Below are 15,835 nucleotides of genomic sequence, written 5' to 3'. Positions count from 1 at the left end.
ATCGGGGACCGGACCGCGCGCTCAGGTCAGCTCAGGCTCGCGACGGTCGTACGGACCTTGGCGATGATCTCTTCGGGGATCGGGGCGTAGTCGTTCTCGGCCAGGATCTTCTGGCCGTCCTCGCTGGCGATGTAGGTGAGGAACGCCTTCGTGGCGGCCAGGGTGTCGGCCTTGTTGCCCTTGTCGCAGACGATCTCGTACGTGACCAGGGTGATCGGGTAGGCGCCGTCAGCCTTGGTCGCGCGGTTCAGTTCGAGCGCGAGGTCCGAGCCGGTGCCGACGATCTTGGCGTCCGCGATGGCCGTGGTCGCGTTCTCGACGGTGGCCTCGACGGGAGCGCTGGCGCCCGTGTCCAGCTTGGCCGAGGCGATGCCGTCCTTGGCGTACGACAGCTCCATGTAGCTGATGGCGCCGGAGGTCTGCTTGACCTGCTGGGCGACACCGGAGGAGCCGGACGCGGACTGGCCGCCCTTGGCCTGCCAGGCCTTGCCGCCCTCGTACTTCCACTGGTCGGGCGCGGCCGCGATCAGGTACTTGGTGAAGTTGTCCGTGGTGCCGGACTCGTCCGAGCGGTGGAACGCCTGGATCTTGAGGTCGGGCAGCTTCGCGTCGGGGTTCAGCTTCGCGATCGCCGCGTCGTTCCAGTTGCTGATCTTGCTGTCGAAGATCTTCGCAAGGGTCTCCGCGTCGAGGACGAGGCCCTCGACACCCGGGACGTTGTAACCGACCGCGATCGGACCGCCGACCATCGGCAGGTCGATGCCCTGGCCGCCCTTGCAGACCTCCTTGGAGGCCGTGACCTCTTCGGGCTTCAGCGCGGAGTCGGAACCGGCGAAGGCGACCTGGCCCTGGGTGAACGCCGTGACACCGGCGCCCGAACCCTCGGACTTGTAGTTGATCTGAACGTCCTTGCAGGCGGTCACGAACTGCTTGACCCAGGCGTCGATCGCGTTCTTCTGCGCGGAGGAGCCGTTGGCCAGCAGCTGGCCCTTGGCGTCGTCACACTTGATGGAGCTGTTGGCGGCCGTCGTGCTGCCGTCGCTGCTGCCGGTGCCGGTGTCGTCCGAGCCGCACGCCGTCAGCGCAAGGGCGCCGGAGACGGCGACAGCACCGAGGGAAAGGGCGCGAAGCCGGTTCTTGCGCTGAAGCTTCACTTTCGTGAGTTCCTTCCAGAAGCCGCCGTTGCGGCGGCGTGCGATGTCATGGGTCCCGCTGGTTCATCGACCGGCACAGGCGCTCGCTTCCGTCCGCACCACGCACCGGGTAAGGCCGAAATTAGGCAGAACAGGTGAAGCCGCCGATGGCCGTGAGTGAACGGAGGGTGAACCCCTGCCGTCAGTGCGGTGAGGTCACGGAACGCTTACGGGTTGAACACGCAAGGGTTCCGACTAACGGAAGCTCCGCCTTCGCTCGCCCGCCACACCCCTCCTCCCCCGCCTGGCCTGAACCCGCCCCCTCCCCTTTGCCCACTCATGGGGATTGCCGGTTGCCGCCCGTGGAACCCGCCGGGCGGTTGACCCGTCTCGTTGAACGGGAGCAACGGGAGGCGCGCATGCAGCGGCGTACGTTCATAGGCGGCACGGCGGCGGTCGCGGTGACAGCGGCGTCGGCGGCCTGCAGCGGCAAGGAGCCACGGCTGGCCGGCTCGACGCGTACGTCCGGCACACCGGCCCAGGGCACAGGAGCGACCACGACGGCCGAAGGCACCCCGTCGGGCACCCCGGCCGCCAACCTGCGCGCGCTGGCCGCGGACCTCGACGGCTCCCTGGTCCGCCCGGGCGACGCAGACTGGGCGGCGGCCCGCCAGCTCTACAACACCCGCTTCGACTCCCTGAAGCCGACGGCGGTCGCGTACGTGGCCCACCCCGACGACATCCGTACGGTCCTCGCGTACGCCCGCGCCCACGACGTCCCCGTCTCGATCCGCAACGGCGGCCATTCGTACGCCGGTTGGTCCTCCGGGAACGGCCGGCTGATCCTCGACGTGTCGAAGCTGTCCCGGATACGCGCGTCCGGCGACGAGGCGGTCATCGGCGCGGGCGCCAAGCTGATCGACGTCTACCGCGGGCTCGCCTCCAGGAGCGTGACCATCCCGGCGGGCTCGTGCCCGACGGTGGGCGTCTCGGGCCTGGCGCTGGGCGGCGGCCACGGGGTGGTGTCGAGGGCGTACGGCCTGACGTGCGACAGCCTCACGCAGGCGACCCTGATCACGGCCGACGGCAAGCAGCTCACCGCGAGCGCGACCGAGAACAAGGACCTGTTCTGGGCACTGCGCGGCGCGGGCAACGGCAACTTCGGCGTCGTCACGGAACTCCGCTTCAAGACCCACCCGGCCCCGCAGGGCGTCGCGGCGAACATGTCCTGGCCGTGGCCGAGGGCGGCGGCGGTCCTGGCGGCCTGGCAGGAGTGGGGCCCCGACCAGCCGGACGAGATCTGGTCGTCGCTCCACGTCGAGAACGCGGACGGCGGCACCCCGACCGTCTCCGTCTCCGCGTTCTCCCTCGGCACGTACGGCGACCTGCAGAACGCGGTGGACCGCCTCGCCGACCGGATCGGCGCCTCCGCCCGCAGCGTCTCCCTCAGGCGCCGTTCCTACGAGGAGGCGATGGAGGTGTACGCGGGCTGCTCGTCCTTCTCCTCCGACGCCCAGTGCCATCTCCCGGGCGGGACACCGGGCCGCTCACCGCAGGGCGCGCTGGGCCGCGAGACGTACGCGGGCCGCTCGGACTTCTTCGACCGCTCGCTCTCGGCGGCGGGCATCAAGACCTTGCTCTCGCGCATCTCAGGCGTCCAGGGCGGCACGGGCAGCATCGCGCTCACCGCGCTCGGCGGCGCGATCAACCGGGTCGACCCCACGGCCACGGCGTTCGTCCACCGCCGCTCGCGGATGCTGGCCCAGTACATCGCGGCGTGGCGCCCCGGTACCTCCGGCAGTACGTCGGAATCCTGGCTGACGGCCACGCACACGGCCATGCGCCCTTACGCCTCGGGCGCGGCCTACCAGAACTACACGGACCCCACTCTGCCCAACTGGCGAAAGGCCTACTACGGCCAAGCGTCCCCACACCTGAAGTCCCTGAAATCCCAGTACGACCCAAAGAACTTCTTCAACTTCCCCCAGTCGCTGTAGCCCGGACCTCCTGGCCGCCCCCAGGGGCGCGGGGAACGGCGCAATCTTTCGCTTCTAGGGGCGCGGGGAACGGCGCAATCTTTCGTCTTCAGGGGCGCGGGGAACTGCGCGACCAGCCACAACGGACCCGCACCCGACGAGCCCACCCCCCACCACCCACTACCTACGCCGCAAGATCCCTCTCCGCAGGATCAACATCACTACGAGACCCAGGAATCACTTTCTCCCGCGCCCCGGCGGAGCGATCCGCCCGAACCAACCACCCCACCCGCCCAGCCCGCTCAACAGCCCGAACCACAGGCGTCAACAAAGCGGTAGCAAGCGGCGAAAGCAGCAGAACGACAGCCGTCCCGAGCGCGAACCCCCCGACCACGTCGGTCGGATAGTGCACGCCCATGTAAATCCGGCAGAACCCACCGAGCAGCGCAAGCCCTATCCCGACAAGCCCGAACTTCCGATTCGCGACAAACAGCCCGACCCCCATCGCCATCATGAGAGTCGAGTGATCGCTCACAAATGAATAGTCGCTCTTGCCGCCGATGAGGACTTCAAGTCCCTCGTGGTCCACAAAGGGCCGAGGCCGTTCGACAAAACCCCGTATCGGCACATTCACGAGTACGGCGACCCCGGCGGCCAGCGGCGCCCAGATCAGTGCGGCCACGGAGGCCGCGGCCTCGTCCCCGCCCCGCCGCCGCACGTTCCACCAGCACCACAGCACCAGCAGAACCATGACGAGCAGGAGTCCCCACTCGCCCACGAACTCCATGACGCGGTCGAACCAGTGCGGCGCGTCTTTGGCGAGACCATTGATGTCGTAGAGCAAGTCAACGTCGGGGTTCGATCCGGAGTCGGCGAGTCCAGCCATGGTGCAACGGCTCCTTCGTCGTCATCTTTCCAACGCACCCATCGGATGCGTCGCGCCACAACCCCCGTCGTCGGCTACAAGAACAGGAACGCACACTCCCCTTCAATACGTTCCACCCTCCACCGAATGATCACGCAGACGTTATCGAAGAGAGATACATCGCCGCAGCTCAGGGGTGGGTTTCACACAGAGGTGGGCAATGCTTTCGCGCCATCTTCGGTCACCCGCGTCGCCCCGAAGTAGTCGGGGGTGTCGATGGAGTCGAAACGGATCACGGCCCCGGTCCGAGGGGCATTGATCATGTACCCGCCGCCCACATAGACCCCCACGTGCCGGATGGCCCGGGAGTTGGTGAGGTCGTCCGAGAAGAAGACCAGGTCCCCGGGCAGCAGCTCGTCCCGCCCGGGGTGCGGACCGGCGTTGTACTGGTCGTTGGCGACCCGCGGCAGAGTGATCCCCACCGTCTCGTACGCGGCCTTGGTCAGCCCCGAGCAGTCGAAGCGTCCTCCCTGCTCAGGGGTGCCGTTGCCGCCCCAGAGATAGAGCGTGCCGAGCTTCTTCTGCGCGAAGTGGATGGCGCCGGCGGCCTGTTGGGAGGGCTGCACGCGACCGACGGGAGCGGCGAAGCTCTCCTGCAGCGTGGTGATCGTCTTCACGTAGTTCTGGGTTTCCCTGTACGGCGGAACGCCCCCGTATTTGATGACGGCGTACGCCCCCGCGTTGTACGCGGCGAGCATGTTCTCCGTCGGGTTCCCAGGCGCGTCCTTGACGTACTTCGCGAGCGTGCAGTCGTACTTCGCGGCCGATGGAATCGCGTCATTCGGATCCCATACGTCACGGTCGCCGTCCCCGTCGCCGTCGATTCCGTGCGTGGCCCAGGTCCCGGGGATGAATTGCGCGATCCCCTGCGCGGCGGCCGGGCTCTTGGCGCCGGGATTGAACCCACTCTCCTGATACAGCTGCGCGGCGAGAAGTGCCGGATTGATGGCGGGGCACGAATTGCCCCACTTCTGCACGAGCGCCCGGTACGCCGCCGGCACGGATCCCTTGGCGAGGCCGACGGCCCCCTGACCCACACCGTTGGCGAGGTTCCCGGCGACCATGTAGACGCCGACCACCAGCACCATGACGAAGCCGAGCCCCGCCCCCACGGCGGCGGTCGCCAAGATCCAGCCCTTACGCACCGTCAACCGCCCCTCGCCGCACGGTAATCCGAACGTCAGTGTAGATGCGCGGAGCCCATCACGGAATGATCACTCACCGACCACCCGGGACGGGGATACGGTTGTCCCACTCGGGACCGTCCCCACGCCTTCGGCGCCCTCGTCTCCGTACGCAAGGAGAACCGGATCCATGTCCGACATCCCCACGAACCTCACCTGGGAACGCGCCGCCCCGCCGGAGGCGACCGGGCCCGGCCCCTGGATCGAGCTGGCCTTCGGCGACGACGGACTCGTCTACATCCGTGAGACCAGCGACCCGGAGACCGTCGTCACGACCACCCGGAAGAAGTGGGACGCCTTCGTACTCGGCGTACAGGCGGGCGAGTTCGACCACTTCGTGGAGGGAGTGGAAGGATTCGAGGGCTCGGCGGGATCAGCGGACTCCGTGGACTCCGCGGGTGGTCGGCCCTAGGCGACAGGCCCCGCCGAACCACCACGCACCGCATCCCGCACCGCACCTCGCTCCTCACCGCACCCTCACCGCGTCCCTCGCCACACCCCGCGCCCACAGCACCAGCGGCACCTGAAGCGGCAGCCGGGCCAGCGCCGCGGCCTTCTGGGGCGCGGGCCGGTGACGCCAGTCCACGGCCATCTGGACATTCGCGGGGAACACCCCGACGAAGAACGCGGTGGTGGCCAGCGCGGCCACCCGCCGCGTACGCGGCACCGCCACCCCGGCCGCCAGCGCCAGCTCGACGACACCGCTCGCGTACGTCCAGGTCCGCGGCGAACCCGGCAGCACGCGCGGGACGGTCGCGTCGAACTGCCGGGGCACCGCGAAGTGGGCGACGGCGGCGGAGGCCAACAGACCTGCGAGCAACAGGGGCGAGCGTTCCGACCTTGGCACGATTCCTCCTCCGGAAGCCCATGAAGGGCTGGGGCAACGGCTGCCGTGCGAGGTTACTCGAAAGTAAGTAGCCGGACGTCAGGAGGACTCCGCGCCCGTGTACGCCACGGTCGTCCGATCCGCCCTCCCCCGGGCGACCTCCTCGGCCTCACCGCCGGCGACGGCAGCCGCGTACCACCCCTCGCTGCTCAGCGCGACGAACCGCAGCCCTTCCTCGGTCCCGAACCAGGCCATGGCCTCCTCGGGATCCACGGCCGCGCCGGAGGCCAGATGGAGAGTGAGCCCGATGAGCGCCATGTCCCAGCCGACACCGACGGCCCCGGGCCCGAACTGCTGCCACTTCTCGTCGTCGTCGGGTGCGATGTGGTCCAGCTCGAAGCGCGTTCCGCCGTCCGCCGCGGGGGTCAGCCGCAGCTCGATCCAGCTGACGTTCCCGCCGAACTCCCAGGTCGCGGTGAAACCCTTCGGCGGGTCGCAGCGCTCGACGGTCCCGCCGGCGTTGCCCTCCAGCTGGTACGTGCCGCCGGGCCGCAGCTCGCCGGTGACGGGCAGGAACCAGCGCGGGATGCGCTCGGGATCGGTGCACGCCTCCCAGAGGTCCTCGACGGTCGTGTCGTACGTCTGACTTACGGTCACCACATGGGCCTCACCGGCCTCGATGAGCCGGCTGCCGACCTGGCGCCGCACGGCGTTGATCTGATGGCTGACGTCGATCATGCGCTGCTCCTTCACTGGCCGGACCCCTCGCGGAGCCGGCGTTCGCGCTTGCCCCGGGCCACCTCGGTGGACAGGGCGTCGAGGTGGGGTGTCCAGAAGCGCCGGAAGCGGTCCAGCCAGGCGTCGATGTCACGCAGGGGCTCGGAGTTCACGGCGTACAGCCGCCGCGCCCCCTCCGGCCGGACCGTCGCGAAGCCGTTCTCCCGCAGGACCTTGAGGTGCTGCGAGACGCCGGGCTGGGATATGCCGAACTCTTCCCGCACGACCTCGCTCACCGCCCCGGAGCTCATCTCGCCGTCCGCGAGCAGCTCCATGATCCGTCGGCGAACGGGGTCACCGAGTACGTCGAATGCGTGCACAGGAGCAACGTATCACCATGCACTTATATAAGCGCGTGCTGATGAAAAGTGGCGGTCACCACTCCCACCCCGGCGCGCCCTGCCACCCCGTCCGGGATAGCCTGCCCCACAACGAAACGGGTGGCGTCTACACACCACGAGACGCACGACCCGGAGAACATCGGCACGACGGACCGGCGCACTCGGGACGGAGTCGGGCTCGATGGACGGGCGGAATCGGCCACCATCAGTTGGCGTTCGCGTAAGAGGGGCTAACGACGGAACCACACCACAGGTTCCGCATCTACTTCATTGCCCGGCGTGACCTGCCGTGATACACAGAGTGACGATACGCCTCCCCGCATGCCGTCCTGCGCCCCCCTGAAGGGTCCCGCGAGCTCCGGTGACAAGGGATTCGTACGAAACCCGCCAATCAATGACGCCAAGTCGACATGCGACAGCATCATTGTCAGCGACAATAGCCGTGACCTCTGCGCAGAGTGGCAGAGGAGGCAGAACAACCCACTAGGGGCGGTGACTTACATGCTTTTCGCAGCCGAAAAGGGCGACATCAACACGATCATCGGCGGAATCGCTCCGGACTGGGGCCCGTTCGGCACCCTGGGCAACGAAGCCCGCGTGATGATCGAGGTCGTGATGGCTGTCGCCATCCTCCTGTGCCTCGGCATCGCGATCTGGGGAGCGGCGAAACAACGTATCGGCGCGACCGCCCTCCGCGACACCTTCAGCGCGGAACAGGGCAAGGGTCTGATCATCGCGGGTCTCACCGGGGTCTTCATCATCGGTTCACTGGGCACGCTCTTCACGATCGTGTACGGCATGGCCGTCTAGGCGGCGGCCGGCCCGGTGCCCCCGCACCCGGCCGGACCCCTGTGCGTCCCTCCTCCACCCCACCCGTCCGTCGTGCCCACCGGCTGAGGTTGCGTCTCCTGATGTCCAGTCACCACACCGCGCCCACGCGGGAACCAGCGGGGCTACCGTCGTATGACGCGGTTCAGCATGAGGTCGAGGGGGCGTACGCGGCATGAGTCTCGGTGACGAGCACGGAGCGCGCGGCGAGGACGGTGGGTACGGAGGTACCGGCCAGACGCGCACGCGGCTCCCCGACAGTGCCGGTGACGTCTACGGAGGAGCGCGACGAGGCGGCCGTTCGTCGTCGCGCAGCCTCGTCACGGTGGTGGGCGTAGTGGTCCTCCTGATCGCAGCCATCGCCTTCGCGAACCGCGGGGGCGGGAGTTCCGGATCGGACGACGACGGGGGCGGGGCAAAGGCGGGCTCCGCCCCGACGTCGGCCTCGGGGGAGCAGCCGGTGAAGACGAAGGCCGCCGGCATCCCGACCGGGTACGCCCGGAACGACCAGGGCGCGCAGAGCGCAGCGGCCAACTACGCCACGGCACTCGGTTCCGACAGCATGTTCATCACCGCTCAGCGGCACGAGATCCTACGGACGATCGCCGACCCCGGCGCGCTGGACCGACTCCGGTCCGGGTTCGACGCGGACTACTCGGCGGGGCTCCTGGCCAAGATCGGCCTCACCAAGGACGGCGACGCGCCCTCCGGCAGCACCTTCGTCAACCGCACGCTGCCGGTGGGCACCAAAGTCACCTCCAGCAGCACCGGTACGGCCACCGTCGAAGTCTGGTGCAACAGCCTCTTCGGGCTCACCGGGGAGTCATCCACCAAGCCCGTGACCAGTGGCTGGTTCACCGTGACCGTGAAGTTGAACTGGGCCGAGGACGACTGGAAGGTCCTGGAGACCAGCCAGAAGACCGGCCCGACCCCCGTCAACGGAGACGACCCCGTCTCCGGGTCCGACGAGATCGGCAAGGCGGTCGAGGAGTTCGGAGGGTTCACGTATGCCCGGTAGCCCGCAGCGCGTACTCAAGTTCACCGGCGCCGTAGCAGCTGTGCAGACCACGGTCGTACTGCTGGCTTCACAGGCTCAAGCAGCTCCCACACCGACGCCGACTCCGACGCCCTCGGAGAACTACTGCTCACAGATTTCGGGTCAGGCCCGCGAATACTGTGAACAGGGCAGCAACAACCGCAACGGCCCCTCCCTCGACGACCCCACCACAGCCCTCGACCCCCTCGCCTCCCTCGCCAAGGGCTGCGCGAAAGCCGCCTCCTGGACGATCGACAAGCTCAGCGACGCCGTCCAGAACACGGCGACGGTCGACTTCACGAACCCCACGTTCCTCCAGCAGTACGCGGTCGTCTTCGCCGCGTCGACCATCCTCACCCTCCTCCTGTGGCTGCTCGCGGTCGCCAAGCGCGCCGTGCGGGGCGTCCCCCTCAGCACGGCCATCGGCGAAGCCATCGGATTCCTCTGGCTGACGGTGCTGGCCTCCGCCTTCACCCCCCTCGTCCTCTACACGGTCGTCTCCGCGACCGACGGCATCGCCGAGGTCCTCGCCAAGACGACCGGCAACCAGACCGACACGTTCTTCGGCAACTTCTCCGGCGCCCTGAACAAGGGCACCGACATCGGCGGCGGCCCGATCATGCTGATCGTGGTCTCCCTCGTGTCGATCCTCGCCGCCGGCGTCCTCTGGCTCGAACTGGTGATCCGCGCCGCCCTCCTCTACGTGGGCGCGCTCCTCGGCACGGTCGTCTACGCCGGCCTCGTCGACAAGAACCTCTGGGGCCACGTCCGCCGCTGGGCCGGCATCATGATCGCCGTCATCCTCGTCAAACCGGTCATCGTGATCGTGCTGGGCCTCGCGGGAGCCCTCTCCGCGGAGGACGGCCCGGACTCCTTCTCCGCCGTCGTCTCCGGCCTCGCGATCATCCTGCTCGCCATCTTCGCCAGCGCCATGATCTACCGCTTCGTCCCCGGCTTCGGCGACGAGATCGCGGGCGGCCGCAACAACCGCATCATGCAGGGCGCCGAGGGCAAGGCCGCGGCCGCCATCAGCTCGCCCGCCCACCTCGTCGCCCAGGGCATCAAGACCCACAGCACCCGGGCCGACAACAACGGCGGCGGCAACAGCGGCGCCCGCCCCTCGAACCCCGTCTCCGGCGGCGTCGCGGCCCACAGCTCACGCGGCTCCTCGGGCGGTGGCGGCGGATCCGTCCCCTCCGCGCCCCCACCCCGCTCCAGCCCGATCAACACTCCCCACGCCGGGAACAACCGGAACAACAGCAACGGCAACAGCAGCAACAACCGCACGGGAGGTGAAGGGCGTTGACGACCGATTCCCACGTGTCCCATCCGGTCACGCCCCGCCGTACATATCTGATCGGCCGCGCCCGGCCGAGCGCGATCGTCGGCCGCAACCGCGAGTCCGGCGAGATCGGGCTCATCATCGCGGGCGCGTTCCTCGGCATGATGTGCGGCCTGATCGTCCCCGTGCTCTCCGTGCGCATCGTGCTGCTCATGGGCTTCCCGATGCTCGCACTGGCCGCGGTCTACGTCCCGTACAAGCGGCGGACCTTCTACAAGTGGTTCGAGATCAACCGCAGTTACAAGCGCGGCCTGCGCCGCGGCACCGCCTACCGCAGCAACGTCATGGAGTCGGGCACCCACGTCGACGGCCGCGAGGTCGAGATCGGCCCGCCCCCGGGCATCGGCCGCATCTCCTGGCTCGCGGCGCCGTTCGGCCCGGACGAGATCGCCGTCCTCCTGCACGCCGACCGCAAGACCGTCACCGCCGCCATCGAGATCGAGGGCCCCGGCGTCGGCCTGCGCGACAGCGAGGACCAGGAAGCCCTCGTCGACCGCTTCGGCACCCTCCTCAAGCACGTCGCCAACGGAGACGGCTTCGTCACCCGCATCCAGATGCTCGCCCGCACCCTCCCCGCCGACCCGGACGCCCACGCCAAGGACGTCTCCGTACGCGGCGACGACCGCGCACCCGGCTGGCTCCAGGAATCGTACGAGCAGCTCAGTTCCATGGTGTCGACCAGCAGCGAACAGCACCGCGCCTACCTCGTCGCCTGCATGCACTACTCACGCGAACTGGCCGCCGAGGCCCAGGCCATGGCCCGCGCCGCCCGCCCCAAGGGCGGCAAGAAGCTCGACAAGGACTCCGGACTCGCCGTCGTCATGGCCCGCGAGCTCACCGACATCTGCTCCCGCCTCCAGGAGGCCGACATCCGGGTGCGCCAGCCACTCGGACAGGGGCGGCTCTCCTCCCTCGTACATTCGATGTACGACCCGGACCACCCCATCGACCACATCCAGGCCATGACCAAGCGCAACGCCTGGCCGGCCGAGCTGGACGCCATGGAGCCGACCTACCTCCAGGCCAAGACCCGCGAGTCCTCCACCCGCGCCCCCTGGTGCCACTCCACGGCCTGGGTGAAGGAGTGGCCGATGACCCCGGTGGGCGTCAACTTCCTCGCCCCGCTGCTCGTGCACACCCCGGACGTCATCCGCACGGTCGCCGTCACGATGGACCTCGAACCCACCGAGGTCGCCATCGAGCGCATGCTGACGGAGAAGACCAACGACGACGCCGAGGCCAGCCGCCAGGCCAAGATGAACCGCACCGTCGACCCCCGCGACGTCGCCTCGCACAACCGCGTCGACCAGCGCGGCCAGGACCTCGCGAGCGGCGCCGCCGGCGTCAACCTCGTCGGATACATCACCGTCTCGTCCCGCAACCCGGAGGCGCTCGCCCGCGACAAGCGGACGATAAGGGCCTCGGCCGGCAAGTCGTACCTGAAGCTCGAATGGTGCGACCGCGAGCACCACCGCGCCTTCGTCAACACACTCCCGTTCGCGACCGGCATCCGGAGGTAGGACTTCATGCGGGACCCGCTGTCCGTCCTCACGGAGGGCTTCACGTCCTTCCTCTTCGGCAAGGTCGAGACGACCCGCCCGCCGGTGCGCACCTCCACCGGCCAGGCCCAGGCCGTCTACCTGCCGACCGCGGCCCCCGGCCTCGGCGACTCCGGCGTCATCATCGGCCGCGAGGTCTACTCCGGGAAGGGCTACATCTACGACCCCTTCCAGCTGTACGGACAGCAGCTCCCGGCGCCGCACTGGCTGGTCCTCGGCGAGTCCGGCAACGGCAAGTCGGCGCTGGAGAAGACGTACGTCATGCGGCAGCTGCGGTTCAAGGACCGCCAGGTCGTCGTCCTCGACGCACAGGGCGAGGACGGGGTGGGCGAGTGGAACCTCATCGCCCAGGAACTGGGTCTGACCCCCATCCGCCTGGACCCGACCGCCGCCCTGGACATGGGGATCCGCCTCAACCCGCTCGACCCTGCGATCACGACGACCGGCCAGCTCGCGCTGCTCCGGACGATCATCGAGGTCGCGATGGGCCACGGCCTGGACGAGCGCTCCGGCTTCGCGCTGAAGGTCGCGCACGCCTACGTCAACGAGACGATCATCGACCGCCAGCCCGTTCTGACGGACATCGTCGAGCAACTGCGCCACCCCGAACCGGAGTCGGCGGAGGCGATGAACGTCGCCATAGACGACGTACGCGCCTGGGGCCTCGACGTCGCGCTCGTCATCGACCGTCTGGTCGACGGTGACCTGCGGGGCATGTTCGACGGCCCGACGACGGTCGGCATCGACCTGGACGCCCCGCTCATCGTCTTCGACCTGTCCCACATCGACCGCAACTCCATCGCCATGCCCATCCTGATGGCGATCGTCGGCGTGTGGCTGGAGCACACCTGGATCCGCCCCGACCGGAAGAAGCGCATCTTCCTCGTCGAGGAGGCCTGGCACATCATCAACAGCCCGTTCGTGGCCCAGCTCTTCCAGCGTCTGCTGAAGTTCGGCCGCCGCCTCGGTCTGTCCTTCGTGGCCGTCGTCCACCACCTGTCCGACGTCGTGGACGGAGCCGCCGCCAAGGAGGCCGCGGCGATCCTGAAGATGGCCTCGACGCGGACGATCTACGCCCAGAAGGCCGACGAGGCCAGAATGACGGGCCGCGTCCTCGGCCTGCCCCGCTGGGCGGTCGAGATCATCCCCTCCCTCACCCCGGGCATCGCCGTGTGGGACGTCAACGGCAACGTCCAGGTCGTCAAACACCTGATCTCCGAGACCGAGCGGCCCCTCGTCTTCACCGACCGCGCGATGACGGAGTCGTCGGCCGACCACCTCGCGGACGACGCCCTGCGCGCCGCCGAGCTGGAGGCCGAGGAGCGGGCCGCGGCGTTCATGGAGCACCACCTGAGCGATCTCGACGACTCGTCCGAGTCCACAGTGGCGTAGGTCCACAGCGGCATAAGTGGCGTCAGTGGCGCATAGGAGCGACCCGAGATGAGACCGGACGACCGCGATCGCGATCGCCAGCACGGCGGCGGCCAGGGAGGCGTTCCCGACGGCCTGCTGCTCGGCATCTTGGCCTTCGTCCTCGGCATGACCGTCATGGTCTGGACGGCGACCGGCCTCGCCGGCCTCTTCTCCCATGGCTCCTGGCCGTCCGGGGTCACCTTCCGCCGTACGCCCCTGGCCATACGCCAACTCGTCGCGGCCCCCCACGACCTGCCGACCGCGTGGCCCGACACCCCACCCGCCCAGCTCTCCGGATACGGGCTCTTCTGGGGCCTGTTCATCGGCCAGCTGATGATCCTGGTGGTCCTCACGATCTTCGTCCTCGGCACGGTGGCGAGGTGGCGGGCAGGCAGGGCGAGACGCAGGGCACTTCTGGCCGCGGCGCCGGAACCGGACCTGTTGACCAAGGGCGAGCCCGAGATCCCCCGAAGCCGGGCGGCCGAACGGCCGGAGGTGACGCATCCGCCGGTCGAGCACACGGCGGTCCGGGCGGCGGAGCTGCCGCTGGAGTCTGTTCCTGCTTCGCTTCCTGCGGAAACCGCCGAACGGGCGGGTGGGTGGGAAAGTCCCGCCCCAAGGGGACCCGTTGTGCTGGGCCCGCCGGAGACCCGCCACCCCCTCGCCGTCCAGGCGATCCGGGACGCGGACGGCCCCGCCCTCGTCATCACCTCCGACCCCGCCCTGTGGTCGAGCACGAAGGACGCCCGCGCGAAACTGGGCCCCGTCCTCCTCTACGACCCCTCCCACCTCTGTGACACGCCGGCCCGCCTCCACTGGTCCCCCTCCGCGGGCTGCGAGACCAAGGACACCGCGAAGGCCAGAGCGGCGGCGCTCCTCGCCCCGGTCCGCCCCACCGCCAAGATCGACCAGGCGGTCGCCGACACCGCGGAAACGCTCCTCCGCAGCTACCTGCACGCCGCGGCGGTGGACGGCCGCACCATCCGCCACGTCCATCGCTGGGCCCAGGGCGCCCAGGTCCAGGAAGCCGTACGCATCCTCCGTACGAACCCCAAGTCGGCCGCGGGCTCCGCCGGCGAACTCGAAGCCGCCCTCACCTCGCACCCGGAACGGCGTGACATCGCCCAGGAGTTGACCGCCCGCACGCTCTCCGCCCTGTTCACCGTCAACGTCCGGGAAGCCTGCACTCCAAACCGAACCGACACACTCACCTTGGATTCCTTCGTCAACGAAGGGGGCACGCTTTATGTGGTCGGTAAACCCATCGAGGACCCGAGGTCGAACCCCGGCGCCATGCCGCTCCTGACGGCCCTCGCCTCAAGCGTGGTCGAGCGCGGCCGGCGCATGGCCGAACGGTCATCCTCCGGTCGCCTCGACCCACCACTTACCCTCGTCCTGGACGACGTGGCCGCGGTGGCCCCGCTCCCCCAGCTCCCGGACCTGCTCGCCGCGGCCGACGGCACGGGCCCGGACCGAGGTCTCCCCACCCTGGCCCTGCTCCGCTCCCAGGAGCAGGCCCGCTCCCGCTGGCCCCACCAGCACCTCCCAGTCTGACCCACGGCCGCTAGGACCGCTCGAACACGAACTCCAGCTCCCGCGCGCCCGAATCCCCGGGTACGGGCACGCTCTCCCCCGTGGGCACGAACCCGAACTTCCGGTAGAAGCCCTGAGCCCGCACGTTCCCCTCGTGCACGAACAACCGCGCCCGCTCCAGGCCGGCGTCCTCCCAGGCCCACCGCAGCGCATGGGCGAACAGCCGCTCGGTGAGCCCGCTCCCCCGTGCCTCGGGCCGCACGTACACCCCCACCAGATGCCCCTGCCGTACGGGGCTCACGGCCCCCAGCGCCCCGACGGCCCCGGCCTCCTCGACCAGCACGACCACGCACCCGACCCAGCGTCCACCGGGCTCCTCGGCGATGACCTGTTGTCGTTCACGCACCCCTTCTGCGGCTCCGGCGGCCCGTTCCTGCCAGAAGCTGTCGGGCCGCTCCACCGCGACCTCGTACGTATCCAGAAAAGCCAGATGCGCCACCGGGTCCTGGAGAGCGGCCAGCGCGAGCTCCTTCACCGAGGACCACTCGTCACTGCCTATGGACCGGATCACGTACTCAGTATTCATAAGAAGCACCGTAACGAAACCGCCTGCGCCTGTATGGGCCGGAACGCAAAAAAGCCCCCGCACCGAAGTGCGGGGGCTTTTCCGTAATATTAGTTCGGCGGCGTCCTACTCTCCCACAGGGTCCCCCCTGCAGTACCATCGGCGCTGTAAGGCTTAGCTTCCGGGTTCGGAATGTAACCGGGCGTTTCCCTCACGCTATGACCACCGAAACACTTTGAAACTCTGATTCAAATCAACCGCACCACACCCCCCTGTGGCCAAACACAAGGGGTGCGGGGTTGTTCGTGGTTTCAGAACCAACACAGTGGACGCGAGCAACTGAGGACAAGCCCTCGGCCTATTAGTACCGGTCAGCTCCACCCCTTACAGGGCTTCC

15 protein-coding genes and 1 rRNA gene are annotated in these 15,835 nt (G+C 68.9%); 8 read left to right on the top strand and 8 right to left on the bottom strand.

Annotated elements, in window-relative coordinates; translation table 11 throughout:
• Positions 1 to 26: 26 nt before the first annotated feature.
• Positions 27 to 1,154 carry a phosphate ABC transporter substrate-binding protein PstS gene (gene pstS / locus C6Y14_RS04660; protein ID WP_107015219.1) on the bottom strand — a complete coding sequence of 376 codons (1,128 nt, stop codon included), beginning with the start codon at positions 1,152 to 1,154 and terminating at the stop codon, positions 27 to 29.
• A gap of 398 nt (positions 1,155 to 1,552) precedes the next feature.
• Between pstS and C6Y14_RS04655 the strand changes: the two genes are divergently transcribed.
• Complete coding sequence (locus tag C6Y14_RS04655; protein ID WP_107015218.1) at positions 1,553 to 3,130, top strand: FAD-binding oxidoreductase; 1,578 nt, start codon at positions 1,553 to 1,555, stop codon at positions 3,128 to 3,130.
• 163 nt (positions 3,131 to 3,293) lie between these two features.
• Here C6Y14_RS04655 and C6Y14_RS04650 read toward each other — a convergent pair whose 3' ends face one another.
• Positions 3,294 to 3,995 (bottom strand): phosphatase PAP2 family protein, encoded by a 702-nt coding sequence (locus C6Y14_RS04650; RefSeq protein ID WP_107015217.1) that lies wholly within the window; start codon positions 3,993 to 3,995, stop codon positions 3,294 to 3,296.
• A gap of 182 nt (positions 3,996 to 4,177) precedes the next feature.
• Complete coding sequence (locus C6Y14_RS04645; RefSeq protein WP_107015794.1) at positions 4,178 to 5,179, bottom strand: C40 family peptidase; 1,002 nt, start codon at positions 5,177 to 5,179, stop codon at positions 4,178 to 4,180.
• Between the two features lie 169 nt (positions 5,180 to 5,348).
• Between C6Y14_RS04645 and C6Y14_RS04640 the strand changes: the two genes are divergently transcribed.
• Positions 5,349 to 5,630 carry a DUF397 domain-containing protein gene (locus C6Y14_RS04640; protein ID WP_107015216.1) on the top strand — a complete coding sequence of 94 codons (282 nt, stop codon included), beginning with the start codon at positions 5,349 to 5,351 and terminating at the stop codon, positions 5,628 to 5,630.
• A 54-nt stretch (positions 5,631 to 5,684) separates the two neighbouring features.
• On the opposite strand, the gene C6Y14_RS04635 is transcribed toward C6Y14_RS04640, so the two are convergent.
• From C6Y14_RS04635 to C6Y14_RS04625, 3 genes are all read right to left on the bottom strand, one after another.
• Positions 5,685 to 6,065 carry a DoxX family protein gene (locus C6Y14_RS04635; RefSeq protein ID WP_107015215.1) on the bottom strand — a complete coding sequence of 127 codons (381 nt, stop codon included), beginning with the start codon at positions 6,063 to 6,065 and terminating at the stop codon, positions 5,685 to 5,687.
• Positions 6,066 to 6,143: 78 nt separating this feature from the next.
• Positions 6,144 to 6,782 (bottom strand): SRPBCC family protein, encoded by a 639-nt coding sequence (locus tag C6Y14_RS04630; RefSeq protein ID WP_107015214.1) that lies wholly within the window; start codon positions 6,780 to 6,782, stop codon positions 6,144 to 6,146.
• An 11-nt stretch (positions 6,783 to 6,793) separates the two neighbouring features.
• Positions 6,794 to 7,141 carry an ArsR/SmtB family transcription factor gene (locus C6Y14_RS04625; protein ID WP_107015213.1) on the bottom strand — a complete coding sequence of 116 codons (348 nt, stop codon included), beginning with the start codon at positions 7,139 to 7,141 and terminating at the stop codon, positions 6,794 to 6,796.
• A gap of 522 nt (positions 7,142 to 7,663) precedes the next feature.
• Here C6Y14_RS04625 and C6Y14_RS04620 point away from each other — a divergent pair.
• From C6Y14_RS04620 to C6Y14_RS04595, 6 genes are all read left to right on the top strand, one after another.
• Positions 7,664 to 7,972: a hypothetical protein gene (locus C6Y14_RS04620; RefSeq protein ID WP_107015212.1), complete on the top strand. Its 309-nt coding sequence runs from the start codon at positions 7,664 to 7,666 to the stop codon at positions 7,970 to 7,972.
• Between the two features lie 193 nt (positions 7,973 to 8,165).
• Positions 8,166 to 9,008 (top strand): hypothetical protein, encoded by an 843-nt coding sequence (locus C6Y14_RS04615; protein WP_107015211.1) that lies wholly within the window; start codon positions 8,166 to 8,168, stop codon positions 9,006 to 9,008.
• On the top strand, positions 8,998 to 10,332 hold the full coding sequence (locus C6Y14_RS04610; protein WP_107015210.1) for a hypothetical protein: 1,335 nt from the start codon (positions 8,998 to 9,000) through the stop codon (positions 10,330 to 10,332). The genes C6Y14_RS04615 and C6Y14_RS04610 overlap by 11 nt, the downstream gene beginning before the upstream one ends.
• Positions 10,329 to 11,888 carry an SCO6880 family protein gene (locus tag C6Y14_RS04605; protein WP_107015209.1) on the top strand — a complete coding sequence of 520 codons (1,560 nt, stop codon included), beginning with the start codon at positions 10,329 to 10,331 and terminating at the stop codon, positions 11,886 to 11,888. The genes C6Y14_RS04610 and C6Y14_RS04605 overlap by 4 nt, the downstream gene beginning before the upstream one ends.
• Positions 11,889 to 11,894: 6 nt before the next feature.
• Positions 11,895 to 13,319: an ATP-binding protein gene (locus C6Y14_RS04600; RefSeq protein WP_107015208.1), complete on the top strand. Its 1,425-nt coding sequence runs from the start codon at positions 11,895 to 11,897 to the stop codon at positions 13,317 to 13,319.
• 48 nt (positions 13,320 to 13,367) lie between these two features.
• Positions 13,368 to 14,894 (top strand): type IV secretory system conjugative DNA transfer family protein, encoded by a 1,527-nt coding sequence (locus tag C6Y14_RS04595; protein WP_107015207.1) that lies wholly within the window; start codon positions 13,368 to 13,370, stop codon positions 14,892 to 14,894.
• A 10-nt stretch (positions 14,895 to 14,904) separates the two neighbouring features.
• Here C6Y14_RS04595 and C6Y14_RS04590 read toward each other — a convergent pair whose 3' ends face one another.
• Together C6Y14_RS04590 and rrf are read right to left on the bottom strand one after the other, a co-directional pair.
• On the bottom strand, positions 14,905 to 15,459 hold the full coding sequence (locus tag C6Y14_RS04590; protein ID WP_107015206.1) for a GNAT family N-acetyltransferase: 555 nt from the start codon (positions 15,457 to 15,459) through the stop codon (positions 14,905 to 14,907).
• A gap of 92 nt (positions 15,460 to 15,551) precedes the next feature.
• Positions 15,552 to 15,668 (bottom strand): 5S ribosomal RNA (rrf, locus tag C6Y14_RS04585).
• Positions 15,669 to 15,835: the final 167 nt, after the last annotated feature.

The organism is Streptomyces dioscori, assembly GCF_003024195.1.
GTDB classification, from domain to species: Bacteria; Actinomycetota; Actinomycetes; order Streptomycetales; family Streptomycetaceae; genus Streptomyces; species Streptomyces dioscori.
This window is presented reverse-complemented; position numbering and strand designations above follow the sequence as displayed.

Excerpts from the sequence above, each read along its gene's own strand:
- C6Y14_RS04620 (WP_107015212.1), top strand. The coding sequence starts at position 7,664 with ATGCTTTTCGCAGCCGAAAAGGGCGACATCAACACGATCATCGGCGGA.
- C6Y14_RS04590 (WP_107015206.1), bottom strand. The coding sequence starts at position 15,459 with ATGAATACTGAGTACGTGATCCGGTCCATAGGCAGTGACGAGTGGTCC.
- C6Y14_RS04595 (WP_107015207.1), top strand. The coding sequence starts at position 13,368 with ATGAGACCGGACGACCGCGATCGCGATCGCCAGCACGGCGGCGGCCAG.
- C6Y14_RS04615 (WP_107015211.1), top strand. The coding sequence starts at position 8,166 with ATGAGTCTCGGTGACGAGCACGGAGCGCGCGGCGAGGACGGTGGGTAC.
- C6Y14_RS04600 (WP_107015208.1), top strand. The coding sequence starts at position 11,895 with ATGCGGGACCCGCTGTCCGTCCTCACGGAGGGCTTCACGTCCTTCCTC.
- C6Y14_RS04655 (WP_107015218.1), top strand. The coding sequence starts at position 1,553 with ATGCAGCGGCGTACGTTCATAGGCGGCACGGCGGCGGTCGCGGTGACA.
- C6Y14_RS04630 (WP_107015214.1), bottom strand. The coding sequence starts at position 6,782 with ATGATCGACGTCAGCCATCAGATCAACGCCGTGCGGCGCCAGGTCGGC.
- C6Y14_RS04610 (WP_107015210.1), top strand. The coding sequence starts at position 8,998 with ATGCCCGGTAGCCCGCAGCGCGTACTCAAGTTCACCGGCGCCGTAGCA.
- C6Y14_RS04650 (WP_107015217.1), bottom strand. The coding sequence starts at position 3,995 with ATGGCTGGACTCGCCGACTCCGGATCGAACCCCGACGTTGACTTGCTC.
- C6Y14_RS04640 (WP_107015216.1), top strand. The coding sequence starts at position 5,349 with ATGTCCGACATCCCCACGAACCTCACCTGGGAACGCGCCGCCCCGCCG.